This window comes from Halosimplex rubrum (assembly GCF_013415885.1).
In the GTDB taxonomy this organism is placed as follows: domain Archaea; phylum Halobacteriota; class Halobacteria; order Halobacteriales; family Haloarculaceae; genus Halosimplex; species Halosimplex rubrum.
The window spans coordinates 2,435,464-2,461,882 of sequence record NZ_CP058910.1; the positions used below are offsets into that span (position 1 = coordinate 2,435,464).

26 protein-coding genes, 1 tRNA gene, 1 other RNA gene and 1 pseudogene are annotated in these 26,419 nt (G+C 49.8%); 21 read left to right on the top strand and 8 right to left on the bottom strand.

Going from position 1 to position 26,419, the window contains the following annotated elements:
- The first annotated feature begins 119 nt into the window (after window positions 1-119).
- Both HZS55_RS12080 and HZS55_RS12085 read left to right on the top strand, forming a co-directional pair.
- A complete protein-coding gene (locus tag HZS55_RS12080) occupies window positions 120-1,541 on the top strand; it encodes a PAS domain S-box protein (RefSeq protein WP_179907914.1) in 1,422 nt (473 codons plus the stop codon).
- 60 nt (window positions 1,542-1,601) lie between these two features.
- Window positions 1,602-2,459: pseudogene (locus HZS55_RS12085) on the top strand (IS5 family transposase).
- Window positions 2,460-2,511: 52 nt separating this feature from the next.
- Here HZS55_RS12085 and HZS55_RS12090 read toward each other — a convergent pair.
- Window positions 2,512-3,978 carry an amidohydrolase family protein gene (locus tag HZS55_RS12090; RefSeq protein ID WP_179907915.1) on the bottom strand — a complete coding sequence of 489 codons (1,467 nt, stop codon included), beginning with the start codon at window positions 3,976-3,978 and terminating at the stop codon, window positions 2,512-2,514.
- Between the two features lie 334 nt (window positions 3,979-4,312).
- On the opposite strand from HZS55_RS12090, the gene HZS55_RS12095 reads away from it, so the two are divergent.
- The 3 genes from HZS55_RS12095 to HZS55_RS12105 all read left to right on the top strand — a co-directional run bounded on the left by HZS55_RS12095 (window position 4,313) and on the right by HZS55_RS12105 (window position 7,639).
- A complete protein-coding gene (locus tag HZS55_RS12095) occupies window positions 4,313-5,311 on the top strand; it encodes a tyrosine-type recombinase/integrase (RefSeq protein ID WP_179907916.1) in 999 nt (332 codons plus the stop codon).
- Window positions 5,312-5,564: 253 nt separating this feature from the next.
- On the top strand, window positions 5,565-6,704 hold the full coding sequence (locus HZS55_RS12100; RefSeq protein WP_179907917.1) for a hypothetical protein: 1,140 nt from the start codon (window positions 5,565-5,567) through the stop codon (window positions 6,702-6,704).
- A complete protein-coding gene (locus HZS55_RS12105; RefSeq protein WP_179907918.1) occupies window positions 6,701-7,639 on the top strand; it encodes a hypothetical protein in 939 nt (312 codons plus the stop codon). The genes HZS55_RS12100 and HZS55_RS12105 overlap by 4 nt, the downstream gene beginning before the upstream one ends.
- Window positions 7,640-8,375: 736 nt before the next feature.
- Here the strand turns inward: HZS55_RS12105 and HZS55_RS12110 are convergent.
- The gene (locus HZS55_RS12110) at window positions 8,376-8,618 is read right to left on the bottom strand and encodes a UPF0058 family protein (RefSeq protein WP_179907919.1); all 243 of its coding nucleotides are present in this window, start codon (window positions 8,616-8,618) and stop codon (window positions 8,376-8,378) included.
- Between the two features lie 310 nt (window positions 8,619-8,928).
- Between HZS55_RS12110 and HZS55_RS12115 the strand changes: the two genes are divergently transcribed.
- Complete coding sequence (locus HZS55_RS12115; RefSeq protein WP_179907920.1) at window positions 8,929-9,198, top strand: HalOD1 output domain-containing protein; 270 nt, start codon at window positions 8,929-8,931, stop codon at window positions 9,196-9,198.
- Window positions 9,199-9,277: 79 nt separating this feature from the next.
- Here HZS55_RS12115 and HZS55_RS22415 read toward each other — a convergent pair whose 3' ends face one another.
- Together HZS55_RS22415 and HZS55_RS12120 are read right to left on the bottom strand one after the other, a co-directional pair.
- A complete protein-coding gene (locus tag HZS55_RS22415) occupies window positions 9,278-9,610 on the bottom strand; it encodes a hypothetical protein (protein ID WP_218927217.1) in 333 nt (110 codons plus the stop codon).
- The gene (locus HZS55_RS12120) at window positions 9,610-9,801 is read right to left on the bottom strand and encodes a hypothetical protein (RefSeq protein ID WP_179907921.1); all 192 of its coding nucleotides are present in this window, start codon (window positions 9,799-9,801) and stop codon (window positions 9,610-9,612) included. Before HZS55_RS12120 ends, HZS55_RS22415 begins: the two co-directional genes overlap by 1 nt.
- Before the next feature lie 287 nt (window positions 9,802-10,088).
- On the opposite strand from HZS55_RS12120, the gene HZS55_RS12125 reads away from it, so the two are divergent.
- The 3 genes from HZS55_RS12125 (at window position 10,089) to HZS55_RS12135 (ending at window position 14,450) form a co-directional block, all read left to right on the top strand.
- Window positions 10,089-10,235: a hypothetical protein gene (locus HZS55_RS12125; RefSeq protein ID WP_179907922.1), complete on the top strand. Its 147-nt coding sequence runs from the start codon at window positions 10,089-10,091 to the stop codon at window positions 10,233-10,235.
- Between the two features lie 147 nt (window positions 10,236-10,382).
- On the top strand, window positions 10,383-13,037 hold the full coding sequence (locus HZS55_RS12130; RefSeq protein WP_179907923.1) for a phage NrS-1 polymerase family protein: 2,655 nt from the start codon (window positions 10,383-10,385) through the stop codon (window positions 13,035-13,037).
- A 699-nt stretch (window positions 13,038-13,736) separates the two neighbouring features.
- Window positions 13,737-14,450, top strand: coding sequence for a hypothetical protein (locus HZS55_RS12135; RefSeq protein ID WP_179907924.1), 714 nt, complete (start codon window positions 13,737-13,739; stop codon window positions 14,448-14,450).
- A gap of 3 nt (window positions 14,451-14,453) precedes the next feature.
- On the opposite strand, the gene HZS55_RS12140 is transcribed toward HZS55_RS12135, so the two are convergent.
- Window positions 14,454-15,014, bottom strand: coding sequence for a hypothetical protein (locus tag HZS55_RS12140; protein ID WP_179907925.1), 561 nt, complete (start codon window positions 15,012-15,014; stop codon window positions 14,454-14,456).
- Between the two features lie 415 nt (window positions 15,015-15,429).
- Here HZS55_RS12140 and HZS55_RS12145 point away from each other — a divergent pair, with 415 nt between their 5' ends.
- Window positions 15,430-15,852: a hypothetical protein gene (locus HZS55_RS12145; protein WP_179907926.1), complete on the top strand. Its 423-nt coding sequence runs from the start codon at window positions 15,430-15,432 to the stop codon at window positions 15,850-15,852.
- A 285-nt stretch (window positions 15,853-16,137) separates the two neighbouring features.
- Complete coding sequence (locus HZS55_RS12150; RefSeq protein WP_179907927.1) at window positions 16,138-17,661, top strand: restriction endonuclease; 1,524 nt, start codon at window positions 16,138-16,140, stop codon at window positions 17,659-17,661.
- Here HZS55_RS12150 and HZS55_RS12155 read toward each other — a convergent pair.
- Complete coding sequence (locus HZS55_RS12155) at window positions 17,658-18,875, bottom strand: DNA-methyltransferase (RefSeq protein ID WP_179907928.1); 1,218 nt, start codon at window positions 18,873-18,875, stop codon at window positions 17,658-17,660. The genes HZS55_RS12150 and HZS55_RS12155 overlap by 4 nt on opposite strands.
- A gap of 89 nt (window positions 18,876-18,964) precedes the next feature.
- On the opposite strand from HZS55_RS12155, the gene HZS55_RS23005 reads away from it, so the two are divergent.
- From HZS55_RS23005 to HZS55_RS12185, 6 genes are all read left to right on the top strand, one after another.
- Window positions 18,965-19,312: a helix-turn-helix domain-containing protein gene (locus tag HZS55_RS23005; RefSeq protein WP_394353527.1), complete on the top strand. Its 348-nt coding sequence runs from the start codon at window positions 18,965-18,967 to the stop codon at window positions 19,310-19,312.
- Window positions 19,313-19,376: 64 nt separating this feature from the next.
- Complete coding sequence (locus tag HZS55_RS12165; RefSeq protein WP_179907930.1) at window positions 19,377-21,122, top strand: DUF262 domain-containing protein; 1,746 nt, start codon at window positions 19,377-19,379, stop codon at window positions 21,120-21,122.
- Window positions 21,123-21,216: 94 nt separating this feature from the next.
- Entirely contained in the window at window positions 21,217-21,438 is a 222-nt protein-coding gene (locus HZS55_RS12170; RefSeq protein WP_179907931.1) for a hypothetical protein, read from the top strand.
- 488 nt (window positions 21,439-21,926) lie between these two features.
- Entirely contained in the window at window positions 21,927-22,202 is a 276-nt protein-coding gene (locus HZS55_RS23010) for a tyrosine-type recombinase/integrase (RefSeq protein ID WP_179907932.1), read from the top strand.
- 359 nt (window positions 22,203-22,561) lie between these two features.
- Entirely contained in the window at window positions 22,562-22,897 is a 336-nt protein-coding gene (locus HZS55_RS12180; protein ID WP_179907933.1) for a hypothetical protein, read from the top strand.
- Between the two features lie 26 nt (window positions 22,898-22,923).
- Entirely contained in the window at window positions 22,924-23,247 is a 324-nt protein-coding gene (locus tag HZS55_RS12185; RefSeq protein ID WP_179907934.1) for a hypothetical protein, read from the top strand.
- A 383-nt stretch (window positions 23,248-23,630) separates the two neighbouring features.
- Here the strand turns inward: HZS55_RS12185 and HZS55_RS12190 are convergent.
- Window positions 23,631-23,705, bottom strand: a tRNA-Arg gene (locus HZS55_RS12190).
- Between the two features lie 223 nt (window positions 23,706-23,928).
- On the opposite strand from HZS55_RS12190, the gene HZS55_RS12195 reads away from it, so the two are divergent.
- Both HZS55_RS12195 and HZS55_RS12200 read left to right on the top strand, forming a co-directional pair.
- Entirely contained in the window at window positions 23,929-24,564 is a 636-nt protein-coding gene (locus HZS55_RS12195; RefSeq protein ID WP_179911866.1) for an RAD55 family ATPase, read from the top strand.
- A gap of 38 nt (window positions 24,565-24,602) precedes the next feature.
- Window positions 24,603-25,013, top strand: coding sequence for a CoA-binding protein (locus HZS55_RS12200; RefSeq protein WP_179907935.1), 411 nt, complete (start codon window positions 24,603-24,605; stop codon window positions 25,011-25,013).
- Window positions 25,014-25,053: 40 nt separating this feature from the next.
- On the opposite strand, the gene HZS55_RS12205 is transcribed toward HZS55_RS12200, so the two are convergent.
- A complete protein-coding gene (locus HZS55_RS12205) occupies window positions 25,054-25,455 on the bottom strand; it encodes a DUF5798 family protein (RefSeq protein WP_179907936.1) in 402 nt (133 codons plus the stop codon).
- A 135-nt stretch (window positions 25,456-25,590) separates the two neighbouring features.
- Between HZS55_RS12205 and HZS55_RS12210 the strand changes: the two genes are divergently transcribed.
- Both HZS55_RS12210 and ffs read left to right on the top strand, forming a co-directional pair.
- Window positions 25,591-26,010, top strand: coding sequence for a DUF7548 family protein (locus tag HZS55_RS12210; protein ID WP_179907937.1), 420 nt, complete (start codon window positions 25,591-25,593; stop codon window positions 26,008-26,010).
- Window positions 26,011-26,090: 80 nt separating this feature from the next.
- Window positions 26,091-26,404: signal recognition particle sRNA (gene ffs, locus HZS55_RS12215), an RNA gene on the top strand.
- Window positions 26,405-26,419 lie beyond the last annotated feature (15 nt).

Genomic DNA, 26,419 nt, shown 5'->3' on the forward strand with positions numbered 1-26,419 from the left:
ACAGCAAGCAAATTTCGGCCGCCCAGTGTGGTACTTGTCCTGGCCTCGCGTGAATCGATTTGATGACCCCTATTGGTATTTTGGGACTCTTTTTGTATGTACTGGTCATATTAGGATCAATGGAAGACGGTACGACCCCCGGAGAGGATGATACACACGGGGCTGACTGGTATCGAACGCTCGTTGAAGAAGTGAACGATCTTGCAACAGTCGTCGATACCGACGGGACGATAACCTACGTCAGTCCAGCCGTCACACGTATTCTTGGCTACGAACCTGACGAGTTGATTGGCCACGAGGGATACGAATTCGTCCATCCCGACGACCAAGAGCGAAACGCCGCGGCGGTCGAGACCGTTCTATCGAACCCGTCTGAACCTCAGACTGTCGAAGTCCGGTTCCAGCATGCTGACGGATCGTGGCGCTGGATCGAAGCCACGCTGCGGAATCGACTTGACGACGGCCTCATCAATGGGATTCTCCTTAGCAGTCGAGACATCACTCAGCGAAAAGAGTACGAGATCGAAGTTCGGGAACTCGCCGAAGAGTACGAAGCCCTTTTGAACAACGTGGAGGACGCGATCTTTCTCGTCGATGTCATAGAGACCGGTGATGATGTGAGATTCGAATTCGAACGGCTCAGCCCGTCCTACGAGCGACAAACCAGTCTCACGACCGAAGAAGTGCAGGGCCGGACGCCACGAGACGTATTCGGAGACGAATCGGGGGCCGACCTCGAAGCAAACTACCACCGCTGTGTCAACGCTGGTGAGCCAATTTCGTACGAAGAGAAGCTACGGGTCAACGAGGAGGCGGTTTTCTGGCAGACTAAGCTTGCGCCGGTCGTCACCGATAATGAGATAACCCGCCTCATCGGGGTCACTCGGAATGTGACCGATCGTGTCGAACGGGAGCGACAGTTACGTCAGAAGAACGAGCGGCTCGACGAGTTTGCAAGTGTTATTTCGCACGACCTACGTAACCCGCTCAACGTCGCACAGGGTCGTGCGGCGCTCCTTGCCGAGCAAGCAGAAAGTGAACATATCGACCCAATCTTGCGATCGCTCGATCGGATGGAAGCAATCGTTGAGGACACGTTGACGCTCGCTCGCCAAGGCGAGGCGATTGACGAGACGGAGTCAATTGAGTTGACTGATCTCGTCGGGAAGTGCTGGGCGACAGTAGACACGGAAAACGCGAACATCGAAATCGTTGACGAGATGACTTTCCAAGGCGACCCCGACCGGTTACAGCACGTGTTCGAGAACCTGTTCCGGAACGCTGTCGAACACGGTGGGTCTGAGGTGACCGTTCGTGTCGGATGTTACGGCGAACAGGGGATCTACGTCGAAGATGATGGGCCAGGAATTCCAGCAGACAAGCGGCAAGAAGTTCTCGAACCGGGCCATTCGTCGGCTAGTGGTGGCACTGGTTTCGGATTGACCATCGTAAAACGAATTGTGGAAGCTCACGGCTGGGAACTGTCCGTGGCCGAGGGAACAGATGGTGGAGCACGGTTCGAGTTCGAGATAGCGGAATAGGGTGAACTAGGGCGTGTTTAGACGCTAGTAAGAGCGGATAAATGTCTAACTTACTAGGAAGTGAAGCGGCAAGACGGGTTTGTGTCCACCAAACTCGCCCGCTTCACTGATCGGGTTGTCTCGCTTGCTCAAAAAGCCGTCGTCGGCGAGCCAGATCCAGCGTTCCAAGAAGAAGATGGCTACGCAGACTGAGTGATCGTGGCGATCCACGGTCTCCGCGAGTACTTAGATCACACGTATCGGCGGCTGCTGGACGTTCTTCACGAGATGCACGGGATTGTCGCGGAACTCGACCTAACAGTGGCTGATTTGCCCGATTTTACGACCGTGTGTACGCGCAAGCAGGATCTCGAAATGCGAATCTGGCGCGTCCTGCTGCGACTGTCGTCGGAGTTGCACGATTTCGGCGATGTTCAGACGATCGACGCAACCGGCATGGATCGGATAGCTGCCAGCCAACACTACGCAAAACGGACGAACTACACGTTCGAAGCGGTGAAAACGACGCTTCTCAGTGATTGCAAGACTGGTGCGATCCTCGACATACATTGCTCGATGAAACAACCGCACGATTCCAAGATCGGCTGGCAGATGGTCAAACGCAATCTCGACAAACTGAACATTCTTACTGCTGACAAAGGATACGACTGGTGGTTACTTCGCCAAAGACTGCGTACAGAAGGCGTTAAACAAGTGATCAAGTACCGCGAATTTGGCTGGCACGGCATCGCCAACAATGTATTTCAAGATGATACGATCTATCATCAACGCTCGAACGCCGAATCCACATTTTTCGCGCTCCGACGCAAATACGGCGAGATTGTTCGTGCGCGAACCTGGCTTGGTCAGTTCCGCGAACTCGTTCTGAAATGCGCCGTCAGAAACATCGGACTCAGCGTCAGCCACTCACGACCGTGAATTTTCGCGTCTAAACAAGCCCCTCTCCTAGATAGTTTCTAATTCGTCTCCTCTAGAAGGAGAACCGGTCTCTGGCTGACTGGAACGCGAGCCGGCCGAGCAACTGAGCAGGCCCTCGCTTGGGCAGGTCGCGCGCGATATCTATTGAGCTCGGTGGCTCACTCCCCCCGATGCCGAGTTCCCACTCCGTCTCGGTCTCGAAGTGCTCGACAGCGGACTCGACGCGTTCCTGAATCGCGTCGGTGTTCATCGTCTTCACGTCACCGTCCGCCATCAGCACGTCGCCGTCGACGATGACCGTCTCCACATCAGCGGACGTCGCGTTGTTGGCGATTTGTGCCGGAATGTTGGTCAGGGGCGTGAACTTCGGCTTGTCCACGTTGAGCAGGATAATGTCGGCGCGCTTGCCGGATTCGAGACTGCCGATCTCGTCGCCGACGCCGAGTGCCTTCGCCCCCTCGATAGTGAGCATCCGCACGAGTTCCATCGAGTGGTACTGCCCGGCCGACCGCTTGAGGTTGGCCGCGAGCCGCGCCTGTCGGGCCTCGCCGAACATGTTGTAGGAGTCGTGCCAGTAGTGGTCGTCGATACCGAGACCGACGTCAACACCGGCTGCACGGAGTTCCGGTACCGGCGTCCACTGTACGTCGCTGCCCGTGTTCCAGTACGAGAAGATCGACGGGCAATGCGCGACGGACGCGTCCGCATCAGCCGTGCGCCGAATGTCTTCGTCGTCCGCTAGGCGGAAGTGCGCGGCTACTAGCCGATCATCGAGGAGGCCGACGTCGTCGAGCAGGTCGAGTGAGTCTTTCGCACCGTTCGAGCGCGCCATCGTGTTGCTCTCTTCGAGTTCGAGCAGATGCGTATGAACGAGCAAGTCGGGGTGATCCGCGGCGAGGTCAGCGGTGCGCTCCCAGAGTTCGCGCGTACACGACCAGTCGTCGTGGGGGTTGATCGTCGCGCGGATGCGACCGTCGTAGGCATCGTGGTACTCGTCGATGAACTCGTGGGCGCGGGTGAACTGCTCGTCGACGGAGACATCCCAGAAGAGGTCGGAGAGTGCCGGGCCGAAGAACCCACGGAGGCCTGCCTCGCCGAAGGTCTTGGCACCGGCGCTCGGACGGACGTCTTGCGAGTTGACGGTGGTGACGCCGCCCGCAAGGAAATTGAGTGCAGCGAGTTCGTACCCCGCCTCGGTTAGGTAGTCGAACTCGCCGTCCGCAATCTGCCCGTAGATAGCGGTCATACTCCCCATCATCTCAAGCAGGTCGACGTCGCTGAACGCGCCGAGCAACGGCGTCAGTTCGAGGTGAGTGTGCGCGTTGACCAGCCCCGGCATCACGAGTTTTCCTTCGCCGTCGATGACGCGGTCAGCCGCGATGTCCGCATCGGCGTCCTGCGACGACCGTACCTCCGTGATGCGGCCATCCTCGACGAGCACCGTGCCCCTCTCGTAGAGCCGATTCCTGTCGTCGACTGTGAGAACGAAGGCATCGTGGATCGCGATGTCGGCAGCCATCTGTTTCGATTTCTGACTGATTGCTCTTCAGGATTAGTGTTGTCGTCTCCATCGGGACAGTACGAGGGGGCAACCTAATCGGGTCGAACGTCATTAATCGCAGGAATGAGGTGGGGGTAACCCGTTACGGGTTGAAATCCACTCTCGGTTTACTGATACTATTTATAAATGGCCCTACGCAGTACTGTGATTCTGAATCAACCCGAAGAAGGATGGGCGCTGCAGGATTTTCCCACCTACAGCCCCGATACGGCCAGAATTCAGCCAGATAGGGCTACCTGTTCGACCATGACACTAGCTGTTATACCATCTCCTGATTCCAGGCAGGCTAACCATGGAATCACTACAGCCAGAGAAAGCGGTCGAAATGTACCTTCAGGAGCGTAGTAACGAAGTATCGGAGTGGACGTACTATTCACACCAGAGTAGACTCGGCCACTTTCTGGATTGGTGTGAGCAGAAAGGAGTAGACAACCTGAACGAACTAACAGGGCGGGACATGCATGAATACAAGCTGTGGCGTCGTGAAAGCGGTATCTCGAAGGTTACGGAAAAGACGCAGATGGACACCCTTCGAGTGTTTATTCGCTACTGTGAAAGAATCGAGGCGGTCCAAGAGAACTTGAGTGAAGCTGTCCAGAGTCCAGACCTCGATAAAGATGAGAACGTACGAGACGAGATCTTGGAGGGAGAGCGAGCAATCCAGATATTGGAGCATCTGGAGAAATACGAGTATGCCAGCTTTCGCCACACTCTCCTTTTGCTCATGTTCAAGTGCGGGATGAGGTTGGGTGGACTCCATTCTCTAGACCTTTCTGACTACGACGAATCGAATATGAGTCTCCACATTGAACATCGACCTGAAACCGAGACTCCGCTGAAGAATAAAGAAGATGGAAGTCGGCTTATCGCACTCTCAAGCTCTCAATGTAGGGTTTTATCTGACTATATCGATGAAAACCGGCACGATGTAGAGGATGACTTCGGAAGGAAACCTTTGCTAACTCGTTCTTCAGGACGACCTCACAAGAATACCATCAGGAACTACGTCTATCAAATAACACGCCCGTGCATGATTGGCGACTGCCCGCACGGACGAGATCCCGACGAATGTGATGATAATAGTTGGTCCGGTGCGAGCAGCTGTCCGGCAACTGTATCTCCACACTCGGTGCGACGTGGCTCAATCACGTATCACCTGTTAGAGGATGTTCCCGATGGAGTGGTGAGTGACCGCATGAACGTGGGGCAAGATACTCTCGACAAGCACTACGATAAGCGAAGTCTGGAAGAAAAGATGGAACAGAGGCGAGACCACTTGCAAGGAATTTAGTCGTCCAAGCTTTCTACAACGGTTCACATATCCGTTCTTCGCTCTCATGACTCGATTGGTATTGGCGAATCACGTTGAATCACTAATTGCCTATCAAGAGCGCTGTGAAAGATTAAGAAGATGGGTGTAGCAACCGTACCAATTCAGGTCACCCATTGAATTTTCACGCAGCATCCTCTGGATCGCCCTGGTGGAGTAGATTCTGAGGTGAGCCAGCGAAACAGTATTACTGACGGGCTTTGAAGATATGACAATGCCAGGGTCCTCTCCCAAACCAGACTGTGACGGCTCTGAGAATAACGGAGGGAGATTTTCTCTTGAGGAATTCTTTGTTGCCCCTTGGGGATTAGCAAACGAAGAACGCCCATTCCATTTGCTTTGGGATGGTGATATTGATAGATTGGAGTTACGGATAGCTGACCCAGTAGAATTAGTTGATGGGTACAATATTCAAGGCGATATTTCAGATTTTGTTAAGGAGTTGCCAGACGATGAAGAGGGATATTGTCTACTGCGGATTTCTGAATCTGATCTCTTAGTCCCGGGATATTTCAATGCGAAATTCAGGATACCCGAGATTTTTGAGAACGCTATGACTGGGCAACCAATACAAGCACAGTTCTCGTTAGAAAATGATGAGGTGAGACGATATAATTCTCAAACATTCACAATTCGCCCGCAGTTGAAATTGCTAGATAGCCCAAAAGAGATCGAGCTAACAGAGGGTGACGAGTCGGTTACGCTTCCAGTTCATATGCAGTATATCGGGTTTGGAATGGCAGAAGTCGAGATGGATGTGGAAGGGGAGGGAGACTTGATTTCGAAGGGCGAGAGCATTCACCACGATATCCTTCGAGCTATGGCAGAGTCTGGTATTCCCACTAAGGAAAGTGAAGAGTTGGGACCAATTCCTGAGGAATGGAAACAGGAACATGGGGTGGAGATCCCCGATGAGGAGATCAAGGAAATTGGCGATGAAGTTCGAGAGTTAGCCCGTGAAGATAAACTAAGGGAGGAATTTGACGAGACCACGCTGGAAAGAATCGTAGATGCGTTAGAGGAAGGAGAAGAACATGAAGCAGAAATCTACGACCATATTGAAGTTATGCTTCTAAACTCAATTCTAAATGCGGTGGACAGGCACCCTGCAGAGAACATCAGAATGGCGAACCCAAACGCACACTTAGAGATAGAAAGTAGGGTACGAGAGTTTGTGTTAAATTACGATCTAAAAGATAAAATCGGGAATGAATATAAATCAATAGAAGTGCCAATAAAGATTGATGATAAACGTCCTGATGGAGGAATACTTGAAGTAGAAGTGGAAACAGAGTGGGACAACCACGAGTTAGATCCAGATGAAATCCTTGACCAACTGGAGGAAGAAATATGACTGAACCCACTACCAATGCCACGGCAGGGGTCTCTGGAGTAATTGAGGCAATAGACCGTCTGAAAGGCTACCTGACCGGTTATAAACCAGACACACGTTCTGTCACCTACGATTATCGGAGCGGAACCAGTGAGATGACAATGAAAATCACGGTTCCTGATAACCGTGGGAGAAAAGTCGGTAAGATCAAAATCCCACGAGAAGAAGGGTACGAAATTCGTGAGATGTTCTCATCTGGAGATTTCACACCAGTTGGTGCTAAATGGAATCAGAATTCGGACTATTGGATTCTAGATCCAGCCAATCTTCCTGCAGGTGAGAATTTCATGCTGCGGTTGAATAATGAGAACGTGAATGAAGCTGTGTTTGAGGAGATAATTGATCTCAATGTTCCTGAGGACCCGATGAGTAAGAGTGGTGTAGATCAGTACTGGGTACAATCATCCATCCGTGATCCGAAGACACTGCAAGATATTTACAAAGACTTCAAAGTCAACAATGTTGACCTAAATATTCGTGTTGGGGTTCAGCCCTGCTTCTCTACCGGTATTCCAGATGATGTTATCGATCGTATTGAGCGAACTCGTGAACTCATAGAAGCTAGTAATGAAGGAGATCGGAATGCTGTCAATACGGCTCATATTCGCCGTCGTGAAGCTAGGAAGCAAGGGAGTGTGACGGAGCAAAGGATTGCGAGCATGATACGAAGCTTAGCTAACCCAAGTAAGTTTGGGGAATTTATTTCGATAGAGTCACCCTTCCGTCAGGAGAATATTGAATCAGACACGTTATCTAATGAAGTCTTCCCGGAGGAGATCAGTGTGGAAGTAGCTACAAATCTGGATTTAGAACAGCAGGCTGCCAAAGGAACTCTCAAGTTCGAAAAAGAGAACTACACAGAACACATCGAAGAAGAGACCGCAGACTTACTCTGAACCGCTTAGCACCTGTTCGCTCTTGTGAGGCACATTGTTGATGGAGAGCTGTCCTGCTATACTAAAAGCCAGAAGTCTCTGAGCCACATCTTGATACAATACCCGCTCCAGTGACTCCAAAGCTGAGTTCTCTGAGAGAATATTCGATTACTTCTGGCATCCAGTATAGGGTGACATAGAGCGGTTCACAAGGAGGTTGATTTCAGAACTACGGAAGATGAATCCTCTGCTCAGTGGGTATGCGTATTGGTCAGGTGTCCTCTCTGAGAACACAAGAGAGACTGGATGAGATACGCTAGGGCCACGGCACTTCTGATGAAAGGGGTCCGGAGGTACGGACGAGGGAGAATAGAACGTGCGTGGTCCTCACGCAAGCCCACTCCCCTCTATCAGAGTTTAGTTACCAAGCCAATTGTAATGTTGCAGCTATCCTCTGTAAGAGTACCGTATTGTGACCCTCTATGACGCTATTCTCGGTCCAGCGGGTGATACGCAAATGCTACTAAGGAAATTCGATACCCGGTCTTCTCGTGCACTGATTTCAAACTTGATTGAATCGGAGGCTTTGTCGGGACGCTGTACTGAACATTTCGAAGATTGGGTCTACCAGTTTTTCTATGACCCCCTGGTTCAGGCAGGGTGTCATAGAACAGTTGCTATGCCTACCCACTGTTCAGTACAGGGGAAGTAGGTACCACAGCAAAGGTGGGTCGTTGGTACCGACGAGTGACTCCCGTTATCGATTCACCGATTGCTCATGGCTATCAGTGCGTGTCTCGGTGAGGCATGGTTCGATGGCGCTACAAAGGACCAGAATCGCTTCGTGGTGGTTCTGTTTCGGTTTATGAATGCTTGATGGACCCGTTCCAAGGGCGTCGTATTCAGAAAGCCTCTCGACCGACATAGCTTCGTCCTCGATTAACTGTCGTTTGACTTCTGCGAGCAGAGCGTGGACGTAGATGTGTTCTTTTTTGCGCATGATTGTATCTCAGTCGAGAGAGGCGTTTGGACATCTATGGTGATACATTCGAATTATGCCTCGTTTGTGATTGAAATAAGAACGAATCGGGAGACGATGGATGTGGGGTGTGGAGTGGTGGGTGGTGGGGGTAAACAACAGAACACTGTCGTCGCCTCCCGTGTCAACCATGGACATGGAAGGGGATTAATCCACACAGTATTCCAGTTAATCAATAGTGAATGGTTCAGTGAAAGAACGCATTTAACAGGCACCAATAAGAATTGTAATGGAGATAATTTCTTTGAGTGTTCATAGACAAGTTACGAGCATGGCAGAATCACAGCATTTCTCCTACAAAGCAGATGCGAATGAACCATTGAGTACAGAAGTTGTAGCAGCGATTGCAAAGGCTCACGACGAGGACGTACTCGACCAGATGTGGCGCATTAGTGACGACATCAACACAGACGCACTCGATGGCCTCTTCCAAGACCACAATCTCGACACAACTCTGCAGTTCGACGCAGATACAACGACGGTTACTATCATAGCGGACAAAAACGGGGACCCCATCATCGAAATCGAATCACATCGATAAGTACGCAGATACACTGAGCAGGCGATCCAGTACCGGCAGTCTTGAAATCAACCCACGTTGCGAACTGTTCTATGGTACCCTAATCTAAGGCCTCTTGCAAACACTCCGGAATCGGCAACGTTTCAAGAGAATCACTCTGTCTCAGGTTATGATTTAATTGGTATTGGACTATCTCAGCAGCATGCTCTGCATGTTCGCAACGACAACTAGGCTCTTCCATTACAGTCCGATTTGGATATTCAAACGTGTCACAGTTGCAGCGTACGTCTGCTACCACATCTTCCTGAGTATCTACATAGACCTGTACAAAGAATATTGAGTCAGCAGCAAACCCTCTCACGTCATCATAGAAGACCTGAGAATTCCAAAATTCAAAGTCGTCAGAATCTGGTTTAGAATTCCCCCCCAGCATCAGTTTATCCTCCTAACCTCGTTCTCAATTTGGTCCGAAAATTCCGAGTAGATAGTTACGACCGCCTCAGCAGAGTGACGACAGAACTGGTCTCGTTCCATTCCTTTACTGTAGATATCTTCGATGAATTCTGTCTCGGAGGAGTCGCAGTCGCATTCGACCTCGGTCACATACCCAGATTCTGTTTTCACAATCACTGTGAAAATATCCACTTCAAAAATGTGCGTTTGAGTCATGCTCGACCCGCTCCCGGGAAGTCCCACCTGCCGCATGAAGGACACTTGACCCAATTCTGGACATTTTCTGGACGTTGATTTCTACAAGAAAGACAGAGTGTTGTATGGCAGTGATAGCACGATGCAACAGTAGCCGTACTCCGACACTTATCACACATTCATTGAAAAATACGGACTGAATTCTTGATTAACCTAGTATCATTCTAGAAACACTTTTGGACCGAAATATATATTATTCATGTATGCGAGAGAAAACCACTGAAGAATGGATAGAATGCCCGGTTTGCGGAGAGTCGATCTACAATAGTGAAGAGAACAAGATGGATGCCTATCGTCACGACCAGCGTTGTTCTTACTCATTGCTTGAAGAAGTGGCTGAAGAGATGTGATAAGAAGTGGTGTCAGAAAAACTCAGTCACCAACTCCCCCGTTTATGTATTATTTATACTGCTTTATATATTTTACCTCAAACCGGACAAGTCAGAACGGCGGTAATTATATAAACCACCATTTAAAATAATGGTATAGAGTCTAACATGGCTCAGGCAAACAACTCCCCCACCCTAGGAGATGGTGGCACAATACGAGATGAACAGACAGACAACTATCTTGACAAGCTGAAGGACAGAGAGACATGGATATGCTGGAGAGTTGAAAAACGAGACGGAGAAGAAACCAAAGCTCCGATCTCTCCTGTTGAATCCGGATACGCTTCTACAACAGATTCAGAAACATGGAGCAGCTTCGAGGAAGCTGTAGAATACCACGAATCACATGACACCGACGGGATTGGTTTCGTCTTCGACACAGACGATATCATTGTGGGAATTGACCTAGATGACTGTCGAGACCGTGAAACTGGAGAACTTACTGAATGGGCCGATAAAATCATTGAAGACGTAGACACGTATTGGGAAGTTAGCCCTTCAGGAACAGGATTACACGCCTACTGTGTGGGCTTCAAACCAGGGGACAAAACCCGTTCAGATATCCCAGAGTCTGAAGGTCATATCGAGATGTATGACGAGAAGCGGTTTTTCACCGTGTCCTTCAACCATTTAGAGGACTCCCGAGAAGACGTTTTCCGTACGAATTCAGCAGTTTCAGAAGTATACGAGGAGTACATTGCAGACAACGAAGAAGATGAGAATGACGATTCAAATACTCCAGAACGTTCTAAAGACCTTTCACTCACAAATGAACAGCTCATCAATAAAGCGAAGAATGCTGAAAATGGAGAGGACTTCGCTGCACTCTGGGATGGTCACACAGTTGGGTACGAAAGTCAGTCAGAAGCAGACCTAGCCCTATGCTCACACCTTGCTTTTTGGACTCAATGTGACCAGAATCAGATGGATTCCTTATTCAGAAAGTCGGGTCTGATGCGAAAGAAGTGGGACGAAGACCGTGGTGACCAGACGTATGGAGAAATCACACTGTTGAAAGCAATTGACGGATGTGACGAAGTATATGACCCTGCATCAGATTCCCCGACTGAATCAGACCTACCTGAATCAGTAGAATTGATTGAAAGAAAGGGAGGATATTACTCAATCGAAAACACTGCTGATGGGAAGCGATTCGTACAAATCACTAATTTCCAAATCGAGGTTAAATCTTATCTAGAAGATGAACATGAAGATGAAGACCGCATTGTCATCGACGTAGTTCCAGCTACTCCTGAGGAAACATACGAGGTAGTAGCTCAGCCATCTGATTTTGCAGATACTCGCAAGTTCCGTAACAATGTCTGCACTGGCCGCACTACCATATTCAGTGGTGGTCAGAACGAACTCAATGACCTGAAGATTATCGCTGGGATGCAGGACGCTCCCTCTCGTGAGAGAGTTACTACGATTGGGATCCATGATGCCGAAGTAGTTACTCCTCGTGGAGTCTACGACGAAGGTGGAGAAGTCGAAGAGCCAAGTCACGAGTACGAACGAGTGGGGAATTCAGTTGAACAAGATTGGACTGTGGAGAGCATCGGAGAATTCGATAATGACGAAGTAGCGAAGATATTGAAATTACTTCCACAGATAAGAAACAAGGAACGATGGTTACCTGTTATAGGATACTACTACGCATCTGTTCACTCCGCCGAGATAAGAGATATAGAGGGTGAATTCCCTCTACTCAACATTACTGGTGAAACCGGTTCTGGGAAGACCACAAGTACAGAGACTTGTTCACAATGCTTCGGACTAAGGAGTGTTCATAAAATCGATTCGACAGATTACGTTCTGATGCGAGAAATGAGTGCTACTAACTGCGTCCCCATCCCGTTTGACGAATACAAACCATCTGATTACAGCGACGGAGATATGAGCCAGTTCCATCGACGTTTGCGGAATGTAACTCGTGGAGCAATCGAAGCTCGTGGGAATGCAAGCGGCTCTGACGATGTTTACCAACACAGTTCGCCTGTTACCGTTATCGGAGAGAGCGAAATCCAAGGAAATGCTGAGAGACGAAGGTCTATCAGAACTACGTTTAAGAAAGACGTGAGGGAGGACCCTGAGGTTCAAGAGAGCTTCACAAAAATTCAGCAGTACGATTTAGAGGAACATGCACGAGCGGTATACGCTTATGCAGTACGAGATGGCGTGATAGATGAAATTGAACAGTCTTGGCGTGTATGCGACAACCGGATAGCCCAACTAGTGGATACTGCAGAAATTGATGGTCTTGAATTTACTGCCCTCCAAGCTACTTGGTATGGTCTCGGTCTTTACGAAATGCTCTGTGATGAATTCGGGATCCAACCATCAATTACTCAGAGCGAGAAGGAAGAAGCAATTCAGTACATTGCTGGGAAAATGGGTGATGAGGAAAGAACCAGTCACGTTGACCAGTGGTTCAGTATTGCATCCACACTGGCACGTCGGGGGATGTTAGACCACGAGAAGGATTACATCTTCCAAGATGACAAGAATGAATTACGTATTAAATTAACTGAAGTCCATCACAAGATACGGAAGTACGTCAGAGACCACGACTTGGACTACGATGTGTTATCGTCCGAGAAGGACTATCAGAAGCGAATTAAGGAAATGTCCGAAAGTAATGAATCATACATCAAGGAATACAGTTACCCTGACGGCCGTATCAATCGCTGCATTGTACTGGACTATGAGCAAGCACAGGCGGAGATAGATGGGTTCGACCATAGGGACTTTGACCTGGCGTAAGAATTTACATCATACATACAACTTTTCCACAGACAGATCGCAACACCAGGGCTGTTTTGCGAATTTTACGCAAAATCTGGCCTGTATGCTTCTCCTTCTGGAATAAATAGCCCTTCTATAACACAGAAGGAGGTAGATATAAGCGTAAAATTCGTAAAACAAGATTCAATTCTTATATATTATCGAGATAGACGAACTGAAACCAGATTTATCAGAAACCTCAGAAAGTGTAAAATTGGCGTAGAATCTCAACGATTTTTACGCTCGGTTATTTTCTTTGCAGAGTTATTTATATATGGATCGATAACGATAATATTTCATTAGCTACAAATGTGTAATCATATGGCTGCTAAAACGAGCACAATCCCAGAACGCTATTAACCGATATCAAGGTAGGCTACGGAAAATTGAAAGAGAAAAAATTTGAGAAGAGTATGGAAAACGAGTGGAGGTTAGTCGGTGTATCCGATGTGGGTTCCAGCTACGAGTACTCGTTACAGAAGACAATGTGAGTCTGGAAGAGTGGTCTGAGACACACGACGAGAGAGACAGAGAGTTAAATTAAGATAGTGCGGCTGTACGTGATGCGTACGTGGATGCGTCTGCTTGGTAGTTTTTCAATATTTCTATTATAATTTTAATCATCATAAGAATATGCGATTAGAGTTAAAAGGATCTTTCTAAAACTTCCTGTTGCTGATGAAGTACGAAATTCAACTAACAGACGAGATCCGGAATAGAGCAGTTGAACGAGCAGCCGGTCGAGACCTCGGAGAATATGGTGGGGAGGACATTGGAAGAACTGAACAGGAACAGACAAAAGATACTGTTGTTGGGTATGTTGGTGAGGAACTTGTGTTTAAACTTCTCTCTGAATTCCCTAAGATTCGTAGAATTGAGATAGTTGATGAAAAAGAAGACACAGAATCAGATATTCGAGTGTTTCTTGAGGAAGTTGACGAACCTTTCCTCATTGATGTGAAAGCGAGAAAGATGTGGGAGCTGAAAACACCGTCAGACCCTGATATTTTGCATAGAGTCAAGGAATCGAAACCATACCTCGGCTCAGATATTTTCGTACAGGTCCAGCTGTTTGAAGACGAAAACGGGAATGTGAACCGTGGTATCGTGATTGGGTTCGTTACTGCTTCAGACTTCAAGAATGCGGATGAATTCTTCTTTGGTTCTGGTTTTAAACTCCTTCGTGAATTCTCTGATTTACGACCAATGAGAGACATTCTGAAAGCAGGGTACAAGGAGATGAAATATAGAGACGAAATTGGAAATCGCTGCATGATGGGAGAAATGATTACGTCTGAATTTTCTGGACTGAGCATCCGTGAGCTTGACTCCAATCATGACCCTTCTCAGTGTGATTGTAATTTAACTGAAGAAGGCTACAAGAATAACTGAACTTCAGTCTTCGTACCGTTCTTTCTTGTATTTTTTCAGTGTTTGTGGTAGGTCATCCCCTTGTAGTGCTTCGTCTGCTACTTGCTCTATCATAGAATATATACTATATTTTCCTTCGAGTATGGTTTTGAATGTCCGGATCCAAAGCTGGATGACTCCAACTGTTATTAAAAGATAATTTTGGTTCTGCTGAAAATCTCGAATCTGCTCTCTCTGAGCTTGAGTCTTGTTCTCCAGTTTCTCGATCCTCTCAACTACGTTTTCAAATTCTGCTCTGGAAAGGGTGATATCGACGCCCCCCGTGTCTTCTTCTCTCAGAAGTTCTCTACCGAAGTCACCTTTCTGAATTGCTGTCCTTCCTTTGTCAGTAAGAGTGGCTACTCGGCGGTCTCGCTCATCATACTCTTTTTCGATTAGTCCATCATCCACAACTCGTGGAAACCAGTAGTCTATCTGATTCCTTGAAAAACCGGTTTCAGACCGGATTTGAGTAACGTTTGCTTTGTTTCCGTTCTGTACAACTGCTTGCAAGAATTCTTTCTTCCGCTTTTTATTCACACTCATACATTAGTGTGAGAAAGGTTATACTAAAGGGCTTACCCCCACTTCCTCCCGCTTGAAATGGGGCGTAAATTCAGTGGGTAGTAAGTGGGTTCCAGTGGGGTTTAGGACCGCTACCGACAATCTTCTTTGGAAGTACCCGTTCTATTGTGTTTCAGCAGAGCCACAAGTCTACATGTGAGTGTTCTTCGTTTGGGCTCAGAACATGATCTACAGTAGAGTGCAAAATTTCGATTTCCCGAAACTGCCTACAAGTATTAGAGATTCCCAACATTCACTCTGACTTTAGCTACATCTCCGATATTATTTCACTTTCACCTTGGCAAATTCCGAGGGTTTAATGCAAGTGACTTTTAAATATTATATCGTAGTTGACTGGTCGGCGCCTTGATGAAGCGGATCAAGGCTGAGAGGCTGGATGGCGACAAAATCGATAGAAACTGTGAAAATGAGCAGAAACATCTACAGGACTGGAATGTCCATCGAAGAGGGTACCGCAAATCAGATAATCAATGAGCTTAACGAGGAGCGAGTAACGACAATCGAGTTCCTTGGCGCCATGTCAAAAGAAGATAAGGCAATAACAAGGATTGGCGCACTCGGTGATGATTACGTCGTATTGCTCTCAACTGTTGAAGAACCTGAAGTCGGTTTAGAACCAGTTTCTATGATTGTTCCTCTGGAAATTGGTTTCGAGGCCGTTGCTACCTCGTTAATTGAAACCGGAAAGATTGCAAAGTTGCATAACGATGTGATAACTGTCAAAATTCAGGATGGACCACTCGCTAATAATCTCCGACGTGCTTTAAACCACGCCCAGTCGGTCAACGTAGAGGAGTAGCACATTAGTGTAACAAATTCACGGACGCACCTGCCTGCCCGCTATTTAGGTGAGTTGTAGAGGGTCGGCAGGTTAGCAGATTTGATGGAATTGGAATTGGTACTGTCGTGTCTCAGATAACTTGTTTGGGACAAACTTCCAACGCAACTGTGACTGTCTCAATATCTCCTTCGGGCATGATTCAGGGGATCGTAAAAGCTCACCTCTGTCAAGGCTCTATTATCGGGTTCTCTCACTAACCACAGCTTTATGCATTAGGCCTTGAAGAGCTGTTTTATAATCTATATGGCCCGTCACGACACTGATCTTCCATTTGGGGATGCGTTCTCTCCAGCGCAACTCCACACGGATGATGACCGGCCAGAGCTTGCTGCCGTTCTGGAGATGGCGAAAGAGTACGAAGGTCGAGAAGACGCATTCGACGAAGCCATTCGAGAGGCCTTCTTCCCCGACGATGATGATACGACTCGTGCGAAAAACGTCCGACTAGGAATGAAGGACAGAGGGTACAAAATCACGGATGACGAGTTCTACTTCACCGAACTGGGTGACGAACTCTATGATCTCCGTGACGACCCAGATGCCCTCTATGACCGATTTGCTCAGTACATCCTACGTGACCTCCATGGGCTGAAGGGAATTGAGGTCGTTGAGGACCTGGAGGCAGAAGGGAGAAAGACGGTCAACGATAATATCAAAGAGGAATTCAAGAAGCAGTATGACTTCCACATCGATGAAACGAGCAATCACTGGAGTCAGATGCGGGCGTGGATGTCCGAAGCGGGCGTTGTAAATAAAGGAACGCACCGCTACGATATTGACCGTACTCGGATTGAGGAGCTGATTGGCGTCGATTCAGAGGATATTGTAGAGCTTGATGGACTCAACGAGCAACAACAAGCATTCCTCCGTTCATTAGCCTTGATCGACCCACCGGGAGAGGTCAAGAGCCGGACAGTCAAACGAATCGCTGAACATGCCTATGGAGTTAACATCAGCCAATCTAATATCAGTCGGAGAACGCTTGACCCGTTGGAAGAAGCAGGGTATATCCAATGGGAACATGTCTCTGGGAAGCCAAACCTAATCGAGACAACCGACAAGTTCGACGCAGAGGTACTGAAGCCCGTTCTTGATGATCTCTCAGAGCGTGTTGGTGTTCCTCGCCATGTCCTCAGGCTTTCGTTCGAAGAAATAATGGAGGAATTGGATTCGGATTCGACCCATGAGAAAGGTATTGCACTTGAAACGCTCACCGTGAAAACAGGGAGGTTACTGGGACTCGACTTCGTTGGTTGGAGAGTTCGGGGTAGAAAGACAGGTGGCTCCGAAGTGGACATAGTGATGGACGAGATCGATACCACGTTCAATCGCTGGCAAATCCAGTGTAAAAACACTAAGAGCCAGTTGGGGGCGAAACAAGTCTCACGTGAGGTCGGAATCTCCCGAATCATACAGACAAATACCATCCTCATGATCGCCCGAGGAGGCGTCTCGCAGGATGCAAGGCAGTACGCTAATCAAGTAATGCGACACGAGAATCTGGCCATCATGTTTCTCGAAGGCGACGATATTGAGGAGCTTGACGAGAACACCGACCATCTACTCACCGTCCTGAGGGGCGAAGCCCGTAGGATTCACAACATCAAGCGACTCGATAGGCGAGAGGTAGAACAGGAAGATGGAATGGATCTCATCGACCGAGAAGACGAAGCACTGGAAGAATTCGAAGACGAACTGGATTTCGAGCAAGAACAGCCGTCTCTAAACGATTTCACTCCTGATGAAGACGAAAGCTCAAAGAATTAGTCGTCTCCAATCTCAGCGAAATCCCCGAAATCAGACTGGTCTTCATCTAATCGCTTTTTGATCTCGTCTTCGGTGAGGAAACGAAACTGAGAAGTCTCCAGGTATTTTTCCTCCTGTTCGAACGCCATCCAGTAGCGTCCTTTCTGCTGAGCAATGCTACCCGTCAGATTGCTACCTCCGAAGATATCTAACACAACAGGTCTGTCGAGACGACCCTCATCCCATTCATCATAAGGAGGATTCGGCGTCAAGTAATCAATGAAGAATTCAGGGATCTGGCGAGGGAAGCGAGCGGGGTGAGAATCGAATCCGAACTCTCGGCACATCGAGAGATAGTGCGTATTGCTCGCTGTGTTCGATGCCTCAATCACGTTGTCTGCCGTTCGACCACCCATACCAAGCCTTCGGAGCAGATCGCCAGCAGAAGCATCCTCAAGTTCTTCCGACCCCATGACCCACTTCAAGAATTCCTCAGCAGAAACTTCGTCAAGTCTATTGAGAATGGCTTCAGCTTCGGCTCCTTCGAGGAAATTGTCAGGTATCGACCCCTCGTTTTCATTTGCAAAGGATTCAGAGTCGATGTTCCATCCTGAGGAACGCTTGCCGTCGTTATACTCCCCAGTCTCCATCAACTCCTTCTGGGAGTCACTATACTCCTGTAGGACACGCTGGTTGTTCGCCTCAGGATGTGGATGTTCTCCTTCCTCAACGGCGGAATCCTTGTTTATTTCCGGAGTCAGCCACCAGATGTGAGTCACTGCGTCCGTTACCCTAATTTTTCGGACGTTAACCCATTCAATCGGATTCGGAAGTTTAGCGGGATTGTACCAGTAAAAGTCCTGAGCGAGGTGCATCTGACCCTCGTCTTCATCGACAAGACGATTCAGTAGCTCAAACTGATACGGAGATCTTTCAGGCCATCCACGTTTGAATGCGCCTCCAATCTCTACGACGAATGAACCGTGAGGCTGGAGTACACGACGAACTTCGGGAATGAACTCCATGAACCAGTCGTTGTACCCTTCTTGGTCCTCGTTCCCGTACTCCTTCTGGTGCTGTAGGGCGAAAGGAGGCGACGTAACGATCAGGTCTATGCTGTTGTCAGGCAGTTCTTCTAGCAGTTCTCGGCTATCGCCGTGAAATGCCGACCCTCCTTCAGCACTGTAATAGGGAGACTTATCCATCAGTTCGGTAACGGCAGAATCCTCAGTCATTCTATCACGTGCAGGTGCGCTCGTTGTGAGTTTCATTGGTGGGGGTGTTGATTACTCTGTTGCTCTCTCGGCCCCGGGCTGCTAATCGGATGACCGTTTCCATCCTACACAACGTAGTATGGATACTAAATATTTGCCATCTGAGCTGTTTTTATCGGTCTCGGTCGTGGATTATATTGTATCTGAGAGTGAAAACAGAACTAGTGCCTCGAAGACGGAACGATGAATCAGGACGATATCAGGAAGTCTACTCAGCCGAGGAGATTCTATCTCTGCTGGAGGATACTCGCCTATCTACGAGTGAGGTTGCTGAGCAGTTGGATTGTCACCGGACAACTGCCCATAATCGTCTAAGCAAACTTGAAGATGTAGGAAAGGTCACGTCAAAACAGGTAGGTAACACGCTGATTTGGGAAATAGAGATGGCGCTTGATTGACCGGAGTTCCTGGTTGCCACAATTCACCCATAAAAACAAGTGGCGGTGAGGCACACAAGGCAGTATGTCGGATGAACTGGTCAGTTCTGTCTCAGAATCGAACATCAGCGGCGTACTGGATCAAAAAGTACTGTTTTCAGTTCCGGACTACCAGCGGTTGTACTCATGGGGAGAAGATCAGTGGGATGAATTCTGGAGAGACCTTACTGGACTGGAGGAAGAGGAAAGTCATTTTCTCGGGTCAATTGTTGTCATAGAGCGAACCGGGGGATTCGGAAAGTTAGATGAATACGAGTTGGTAGACGGTCAACAGCGATTAACTACGATTTCTCTACTCCTAAAGGCCATACAGACCCATTTCAAAGAGAGTGATGACCCAAATAATATCAGTAATATGATTCGTACTGATTATCTATATGAATCTGATCCAGATAATATTGAGCATGTAAAATTGAGTCTGAGTCAGTTTGAGGACGGAGACTACCAAAATATAATCGAAGAGAATATTTCTAGCGTCAACGAAGACAGTCAGCTCCTCAAGGCCTACAGGCACTTCCAAGAACTGTTAGAGGACCTTGACAGTGATGAAATCAACAATAGACGGAAACGGTTAGTCCTCTCTATGAATATGGTTGTGATCCAATGTAGCGGAACTGCGTCTGCATTCCGTCTATTTGAGACTCTGAATGACCGAGGGTTAGAACTCTCCGCCGTTGACCTAATGAAAAACTCTCTGCTGCAAGTCGCATCAACAAAATTTGGAACTCAACAGTATGAGTCAATTCGAAGTAAGTGGGAAACAGTCCTTGAAAAAGTCGTTTACGAGATCGACAACCCGGATCGCTTCTTCAGACACTATATTATGTCCCGCCCCGAACCAGACATTTCAGGAAGTGTTACATCTCGGCGTCTATATGAGGAATTCAACGATATAATCAAAAATAAACTCCCGTCGAATGGCGTAGACCTCATTGACTACGTAGATGGGATGGTCCAAGAAGCGGATCTATACGTGGGACTCACACAGGCGAAAGTTGACGAATTCCAAGGTAGACAACAACAGAAAATCAATAATCGCCTACAGAATTTAAATGATATCGGGTCGTCCCACTCTCGAACACTACTGTTGCGAGCCTTCGACGAATTCGATGAATACGATGATATCTCTCAGACCCTAAAGTATGTAGAAGTTTTCATGATACGCTGGAAGCTGGCAAACTATCAGAGCGGAACAGGACTCGACAAAATCTTCTCCGAGCTTTGTTCTAATGCGTTCAGTAGTGACGAGCCATTACCTCAGGACCCGCTCGAAGCAATCAAAGAAAAGCTAAGCGAAGAAGCTCCGAGCGATGAGGAAGTCTACGCTGGTTTGGCAAACGATGACTTCAGTCGCACTGCTCAGACGAAATATATTCTGGATATGATTGAAAGACATCACTATATGCCCGCTGAAGGGAGTGGTGCAAAATCTTACAACAGAGCAACCGTCGATATTGAACATATAGCTCCCAGAGCGACCTTCTCGGCCAAGAAGTACAGTCCATGGAGAGATGTTCTGGGCGTCGATGAAGACGGATTCAGCCAATATAAAAATCGTCTGGGTAACCTGACACTCCTCGAAGATCGTCTGAATGAGGCTGCATCAGATAACCCGTTCCAGCAGAAAAAAGACCAGTATAAGCTCTCAGACTTTGAGATGACCCAAGAAATCCGAGAGAAGTACGATATCTGGACCCATAATGAGATACAAAAACGGTCTGAGGACTTAGCAGAAATCGGGGTAGAAATCTGGAACTTCAACACGTTCTAATACTTTAAAATCGTTCGTACTCAGGTTCAGCAGGTGATTTTATCAAATCTCGATTCAAAATAGAGCCTGATAGTCATCTATAGGTATTCGAAGAATGGTAGACAAGCAACTCGTTATGATCGCTGGTTCTGTGGCAGGAGCATTAGCAGTTAGTGTGACTCTCATTGGTAGGGTCTATGGAATATTTCTCGACAGTATCGGTGCAACTGGTGCAATAGTCGTCTCTATTATGGCATTATCTCTCTTCGCACTACTCGTCCTCTCTATCGACAACCGGATCAAAATCAATCAAATGAACGGGGGTGACGACGAATGAACCCTGATGACGTGGTGGAGGCGTTCGTTTCAACCATCATCATAGTCGTAATGTTGGTCGTCGCAATTACGATTTGGAATCAGGACATTGGTATGGTCTTAGTCAATCTATTACCGAATTTCGTAGAGATATTAGTCTGGTTGTTTGTCGGTGCGATCATAGCGGCACTACTGGTTCAGCTCGTAGAAGAGTTCTAAAACAGACAAGCTCGGTGATGCAATCAATGAAATAACCACAGGTCTCGAAGACCTTGAAAGAGAATCACAGAGGAAGCTGGTGATACAAATGAATCTTGACCGAGACTGCCATATCCGATGTGACTGCGGCATGGTTGTGACGGTAGCCATCAACAATATAGCCGATTGTCCTGATTGTCCTCGTCCTCATTTAGTACCTGCCGAACATTGGGTTACTGAACATCGAGAGGGGTGAATGAAGGTTTACTCACTAATTCATCTTCGATAATACTTCCGGGACCTCGATTCTCAATGGTATTTCCTTCACGAGAAGGAAGCGACCACATCACGACCGAGACCGTGAGGAACGTAGTTGAAGACTTAGCAGTGGAAGCAGATGTTTGTCCTCGAAGGACTGACGGAGAGTCAGCAGAACCGGAAGAATTGCACCCGCACGCACTACGTCACAGCCTAGCTTCCTACATGCTCAAGGACGAAACCACCCGACTGATAGACGTTAGAAACAGGCTCCGACACCGCTCAATTCAAACGAGCGAACGGGTTTATGAGCACTTCCAGCGTCGATAGTCATTTCAAACTACTTCTCCTTCGATCTGCCATGACTCTCGCCGGACAGATTTGGGGCTGGCTAGGAGCTATAGTCTCAGTTCTCTTGTTCGTAATGATTCTGGGAGCAATCTTCGGTCAGTTTCCGGCCGTTGCTACATACTTCAGACAATCCATCTTGAGGACCTTGTTCGGATTATTAATCCCAACAGGCATTGGAGTGGTTCTGTACGCTCTCTGGACTGACTACTACTAACGGATTTTGTAGTTTGTATTTTCGGTATTAAATACCCAGTCTAAAAATAGTTAGACAGAAGCTTTTATTTTTGAAAATTCTGGGAGAAAGTATATTAAACAACCTCACTTTTTCACGGATGCGTATGACGAATGAAGACAAATTCACGGAAGAATACGACGTACAGATACCCGACCACTTCGATGACGGTATCGGACAAATCATCAAACTAGCACTGAACGAAGCTCAAGATGCCAAAATTGTTGAGCAGAACGAAGTCCGGACTATTGTCTACGTCATAATAAACACTAATCCTGGTGGAAATATACCAGCAGTATTCGTCCGAAACGAGGACGGGATTTACGAAATACGAACTGGTGAAGTCACACCAGATATGCGGTTCATAGTGACTATTGATAATCTAGCAATCCACGAAAACCCAGAGAAGGCTGTGGATGACGTTCGTAATAGAATCAACTAATCAATTTCCAATCAAGGAGTTTAGCTATGCACGAATCTGTTGAAAAGGTAGGTCGCATCATCATTTCAGAAGGAGATAGAGTAAAGAACAACCGGATTCCCTGGAACGAAGGACAAGAATTCAACGGCTGGGTTGTACAAGCCCGTGAGTTCGGTGTGCTGTCGATGATAAAAATAGACGGTGAACAACTCTATCTAATCTTGGTCTTTGACCAAGGTGAGACTTACAAGATATTCGGTACGGTCTCAATTGACGAGACAAAGGTAATACACGAAGATGATTACTTAGCCGCTAGAGGATTGAGAAAACCATTACTAAACGTAATGGAAGAGATCACCGGAGACGGGTAGACAGAAATGATATAAGTTATTTACAACATTATAATACATTAAATAATGTGAGAGAAGTAGAGTTCATGCAATGGTATAAAATGTATAGCTTGTCAAGAAGATTTCCGACGGTCACCGGGAGAGAGATGCCCAGAGTGTGGTGGTCCAGTTGAGTACCGCTCAGAACATCTCTTCTGAGACCACTTGTAACTAGAATAATACTAGTGTTAAACTCCGCCCGCACTTTGGATTTAACGAATCAGGAGATGGCGAACGAGTCAGTAGTAAACACGCAGGTAGCATGTTGGGATGCACTTGCCCACAGCCACGATGATGGTCTAATACCCATGACTGGTGGGTTCTACCGGCAGATTCCCTTAGCTACGGGTCAACACCAAAGGAAGTGGGCGCTGCAGGATTTGAACCCGCGACAGCTTGGTCCGAAGCCAAGCACTCTGTCCAAACTGAGCTAAGCGCCCTCACAAACTTCTACACGAGCATCGGTGTTTAAACGTCCCGATCCGTGATGGGGGAGCGACGATAACGACCCGGCCCGAGGGCCGGCGGTGAATCGGTTCGGTCGTGCGAGCGGTCCCGGGCGTCGGGGCCATAATAAAGATTTTAACGACCGCCGAGACTAATCGACATGTATCGAGCGGACCGGTCGCGGTTCGTGACGGAACGGTGGTGACTCCCGTAGGAATGTACGACCTCGGATCGACGTTCGGGAACGCGACGGTTGCCCCGGGTACGAACCTGCTGGTCTCCGGGCCGCCGCTGTCGGGCAAGCGTCGCATGGCGCTCGACGTGCTGGCCCACGGTTCCGAACACGGCGAGGGGGTCATCGTCGTCACCACCCGCGACAGCGCGAGTCGGGTCCTCAACGACTACGAGGCGCTGGTCTCGGACCCGGGCTCGGTCAACATCGGCATCGTCGACTGCGTGACGAAACATCAGGGACGGAGCGCCCGCGACACGGACATCGTCAAGTACGCCTCCTCGCCGGAGGACATGACGGGCATTGGGATCAAGTTCTCCGAGTTCGTCGAGGAGTTCCGCCAGGAGCGCGGCGTCGAGAACGTCCGCGTGCTGGTCGACTCGCTGTCGACGCTGTTGATGTACTCGGACGTGCAGACCGTCTTCCGGTTCATGCACGTGTTCACGAGCCGCATCGAGAACGCCGACGCGATGGGCGTTCACATCATCGAGTCGACGGCCCACGACGGCGAGACGCTGAACACGCTCCAGCAGCTGTTCGACCACGCCGTCACCGTCGATGCGGATGGCTCGGTGTCGACGACGATTCCCGAGGCGACGCCGGATCCTCTGGAGCGGTAGCCGGCAGTCTTTTGCGCGTCTCGGCCCACTGTTCGGGTATGCCAGTCGACTCCGACGACACGCTCAGAGAGATCCTCGAAGGGGACACGATCGCCGTCGTCGGCCTATCGAGCACGCCGGGGAAGGCCGCCCACGACATCCCGGCGTACATGCGCGAACAGGGCTACGAGGTGATCCCGATCAACCCCTACGCGGACGAGATCTTCGGGCGGGAGCCGTACGACTCGCTGGCCGAGGTCGACGAGGAAATCGACATCGTGGACGTGTTCCGGCCGACCGACGAGGTGCCGGAGATCGTCGACGGGGCGCTGGACCGCGACGACGCCGGGACGGTCTGGCTCCAGTTGGGTATCACTCACGACGAGGCCGGCGAGCGCGTCGAAGCCGTCGGCCGGAACTTCGTGCAGGACCGCTGTCTCAAAGTCGAACACGAGCGGCTGTTCGAGTAGTCGCCCAGCGGCGAGAACGACACCGCGCGGCGGGTTTCGGTCAGTCGTTCGTCGCGGCGGAGTCGGTCGAATCGGAGGCGTCGGCGCTGTTCGCGGCGTCCGCCGCGGTCGAGCCGGCGCTCGATCCCGTCTCGTCGTCGCTCTCGTCGCCGCTCCCGTCGGCGTCGGTCCCGTCCGACTCGCCCTCGCCCTCGGCGTCGGGGTCGGGGAGCCGTTCGGCGACGACGGCGTCGGGGTCGACGCCCTGCTGTTCGGCGAGCGCCTCGACGATGGCGCGCTGTTCGGCCAGTTCTCGGTCCATCGAGTCGAGCTGGTCGCTGGTGGACTCCACCCGCTCTTTGAGGTCCTGCACCTGCTCGACCACCTGGTTGAGCCGCTCGTAGAGCTTCTCCGCGATGTCGGTCACGCGCTGGATCTTCTTCGCGGTGTCACCGAATCCCATACCCGGCGGTTCGGCCTCCCCTGTTGTCCGTGTTTCGGCTCGGCGACCGGGCGCTGGGCCGTCTCGGAGCGGCCGAGCCGATGCCCTCGGCGCGAGACCGGGGTCGTTAAAACCGGAGCGTGCGGAGTCGGGGACATGAAGCAGACGCGGCTCGCGCCGCTGGTCGGCGTCGTCGGGTGCCTGCTCGTGCTCGTGTCGCTGGGTCTCCCCTACGTGCTGGTCAGGACCGCGGTCGGCTCGGCCGTGGGGACCTACTACGGCGAGGGCGCGTTGAACCCGCTGGTCGGCGGGATCTTCGCGCTCGTGGCCGCGATCGTGCTCGCCGCGGGCCGCGACGAGCGCACCGACCCGCCGCTGGCGGCCGGCGTCGGCATCGCGCTGGGCTTTTTCATCGTCGTCGTCCTCGCCGTCTGGGCGGCGACCGTCCCCGTCGAGGTCGTGGTCGGGATGGACGCGCCGACGGTGATGAGTTCCCACCGGTGGGCGACGATAGCGGCCGCCGCGCTGGTCCCGGTCGCCAGTCTCTGGTGGTCGCGGACCCTCGGCCTGCTCTGAGCGCCGTCGCGGTCGGCCGATCTCGGGACCGTATCGTCGGAGTGACCCGAAAGGTCCTTATGATGGACGGGGGTACGTTGAGGTGGACTAGGCCGGGCAGCTAGGCCCTGCTCGTCACCTGCGGTATGGCCTTTAGCAGGGGCCGAACACCGGGGGCGTCCGGTCCGACGGGCGTGGGCCCCGCAAGCCAACATAGAAGCCTCGTCCTACGGGGACGGCGGTCCGCGGCTTCGCGTCTGCAGGGACGCGCGGCCGCGGTTGATCGAGGGCACTCCGTCAGGCGCGGAAGCGAGCAGCGGACCCTCGGACACCCGTCGCTCGCAGGGTCGCGGGGTGGAGGAGGCAAGCGGGATTCCCCGCGCTCGAACGACCGGGCAACCCCGGGAGTCCGTCCATTCATAACCACTTT

Coding starts and splice junctions, on each gene's coding strand:
- HZS55_RS12100 (WP_179907917.1), top strand. CDS start 5,565: ATGCCAGGGTCCTCTCCCAAACCAGACTGTGACGGCTCTGAGAATAAC.
- HZS55_RS23010 (WP_179907932.1), top strand. CDS start 21,927: ATGGTATTTCCTTCACGAGAAGGAAGCGACCACATCACGACCGAGACC.
- HZS55_RS12155 (WP_179907928.1), bottom strand. CDS start 18,875: ATGACTGAGGATTCTGCCGTTACCGAACTGATGGATAAGTCTCCCTAT.
- HZS55_RS12170 (WP_179907931.1), top strand. CDS start 21,217: ATGGTAGACAAGCAACTCGTTATGATCGCTGGTTCTGTGGCAGGAGCA.
- HZS55_RS12165 (WP_179907930.1), top strand. CDS start 19,377: ATGTCGGATGAACTGGTCAGTTCTGTCTCAGAATCGAACATCAGCGGC.
- HZS55_RS12185 (WP_179907934.1), top strand. CDS start 22,924: ATGCACGAATCTGTTGAAAAGGTAGGTCGCATCATCATTTCAGAAGGA.
- HZS55_RS12130 (WP_179907923.1), top strand. CDS start 10,383: ATGGCTCAGGCAAACAACTCCCCCACCCTAGGAGATGGTGGCACAATA.
- HZS55_RS12200 (WP_179907935.1), top strand. CDS start 24,603: ATGCCAGTCGACTCCGACGACACGCTCAGAGAGATCCTCGAAGGGGAC.
- HZS55_RS12180 (WP_179907933.1), top strand. CDS start 22,562: ATGACGAATGAAGACAAATTCACGGAAGAATACGACGTACAGATACCC.
- HZS55_RS12125 (WP_179907922.1), top strand. CDS start 10,089: ATGCGAGAGAAAACCACTGAAGAATGGATAGAATGCCCGGTTTGCGGA.
- HZS55_RS22415 (WP_218927217.1), bottom strand. CDS start 9,610: ATGCTGGGGGGGAATTCTAAACCAGATTCTGACGACTTTGAATTTTGG.
- HZS55_RS12140 (WP_179907925.1), bottom strand. CDS start 15,014: ATGAGTGTGAATAAAAAGCGGAAGAAAGAATTCTTGCAAGCAGTTGTA.
- HZS55_RS12150 (WP_179907927.1), top strand. CDS start 16,138: ATGGCCCGTCACGACACTGATCTTCCATTTGGGGATGCGTTCTCTCCA.
- HZS55_RS12195 (WP_179911866.1), top strand. CDS start 23,929: ATGTACGACCTCGGATCGACGTTCGGGAACGCGACGGTTGCCCCGGGT.
- HZS55_RS12110 (WP_179907919.1), bottom strand. CDS start 8,618: ATGCGCAAAAAAGAACACATCTACGTCCACGCTCTGCTCGCAGAAGTC.
- HZS55_RS12090 (WP_179907915.1), bottom strand. CDS start 3,978: ATGGCTGCCGACATCGCGATCCACGATGCCTTCGTTCTCACAGTCGAC.
- HZS55_RS12095 (WP_179907916.1), top strand. CDS start 4,313: ATGGAATCACTACAGCCAGAGAAAGCGGTCGAAATGTACCTTCAGGAG.
- HZS55_RS23005 (WP_394353527.1), top strand. CDS start 18,965: ATGACCGTTTCCATCCTACACAACGTAGTATGGATACTAAATATTTGC.
- HZS55_RS12210 (WP_179907937.1), top strand. CDS start 25,591: ATGAAGCAGACGCGGCTCGCGCCGCTGGTCGGCGTCGTCGGGTGCCTG.
- HZS55_RS12115 (WP_179907920.1), top strand. CDS start 8,929: ATGGCAGAATCACAGCATTTCTCCTACAAAGCAGATGCGAATGAACCA.
- HZS55_RS12080 (WP_179907914.1), top strand. CDS start 120: ATGGAAGACGGTACGACCCCCGGAGAGGATGATACACACGGGGCTGAC.
- HZS55_RS12145 (WP_179907926.1), top strand. CDS start 15,430: ATGGCGACAAAATCGATAGAAACTGTGAAAATGAGCAGAAACATCTAC.
- HZS55_RS12205 (WP_179907936.1), bottom strand. CDS start 25,455: ATGGGATTCGGTGACACCGCGAAGAAGATCCAGCGCGTGACCGACATC.
- HZS55_RS12135 (WP_179907924.1), top strand. CDS start 13,737: ATGAAGTACGAAATTCAACTAACAGACGAGATCCGGAATAGAGCAGTT.
- HZS55_RS12105 (WP_179907918.1), top strand. CDS start 6,701: ATGACTGAACCCACTACCAATGCCACGGCAGGGGTCTCTGGAGTAATT.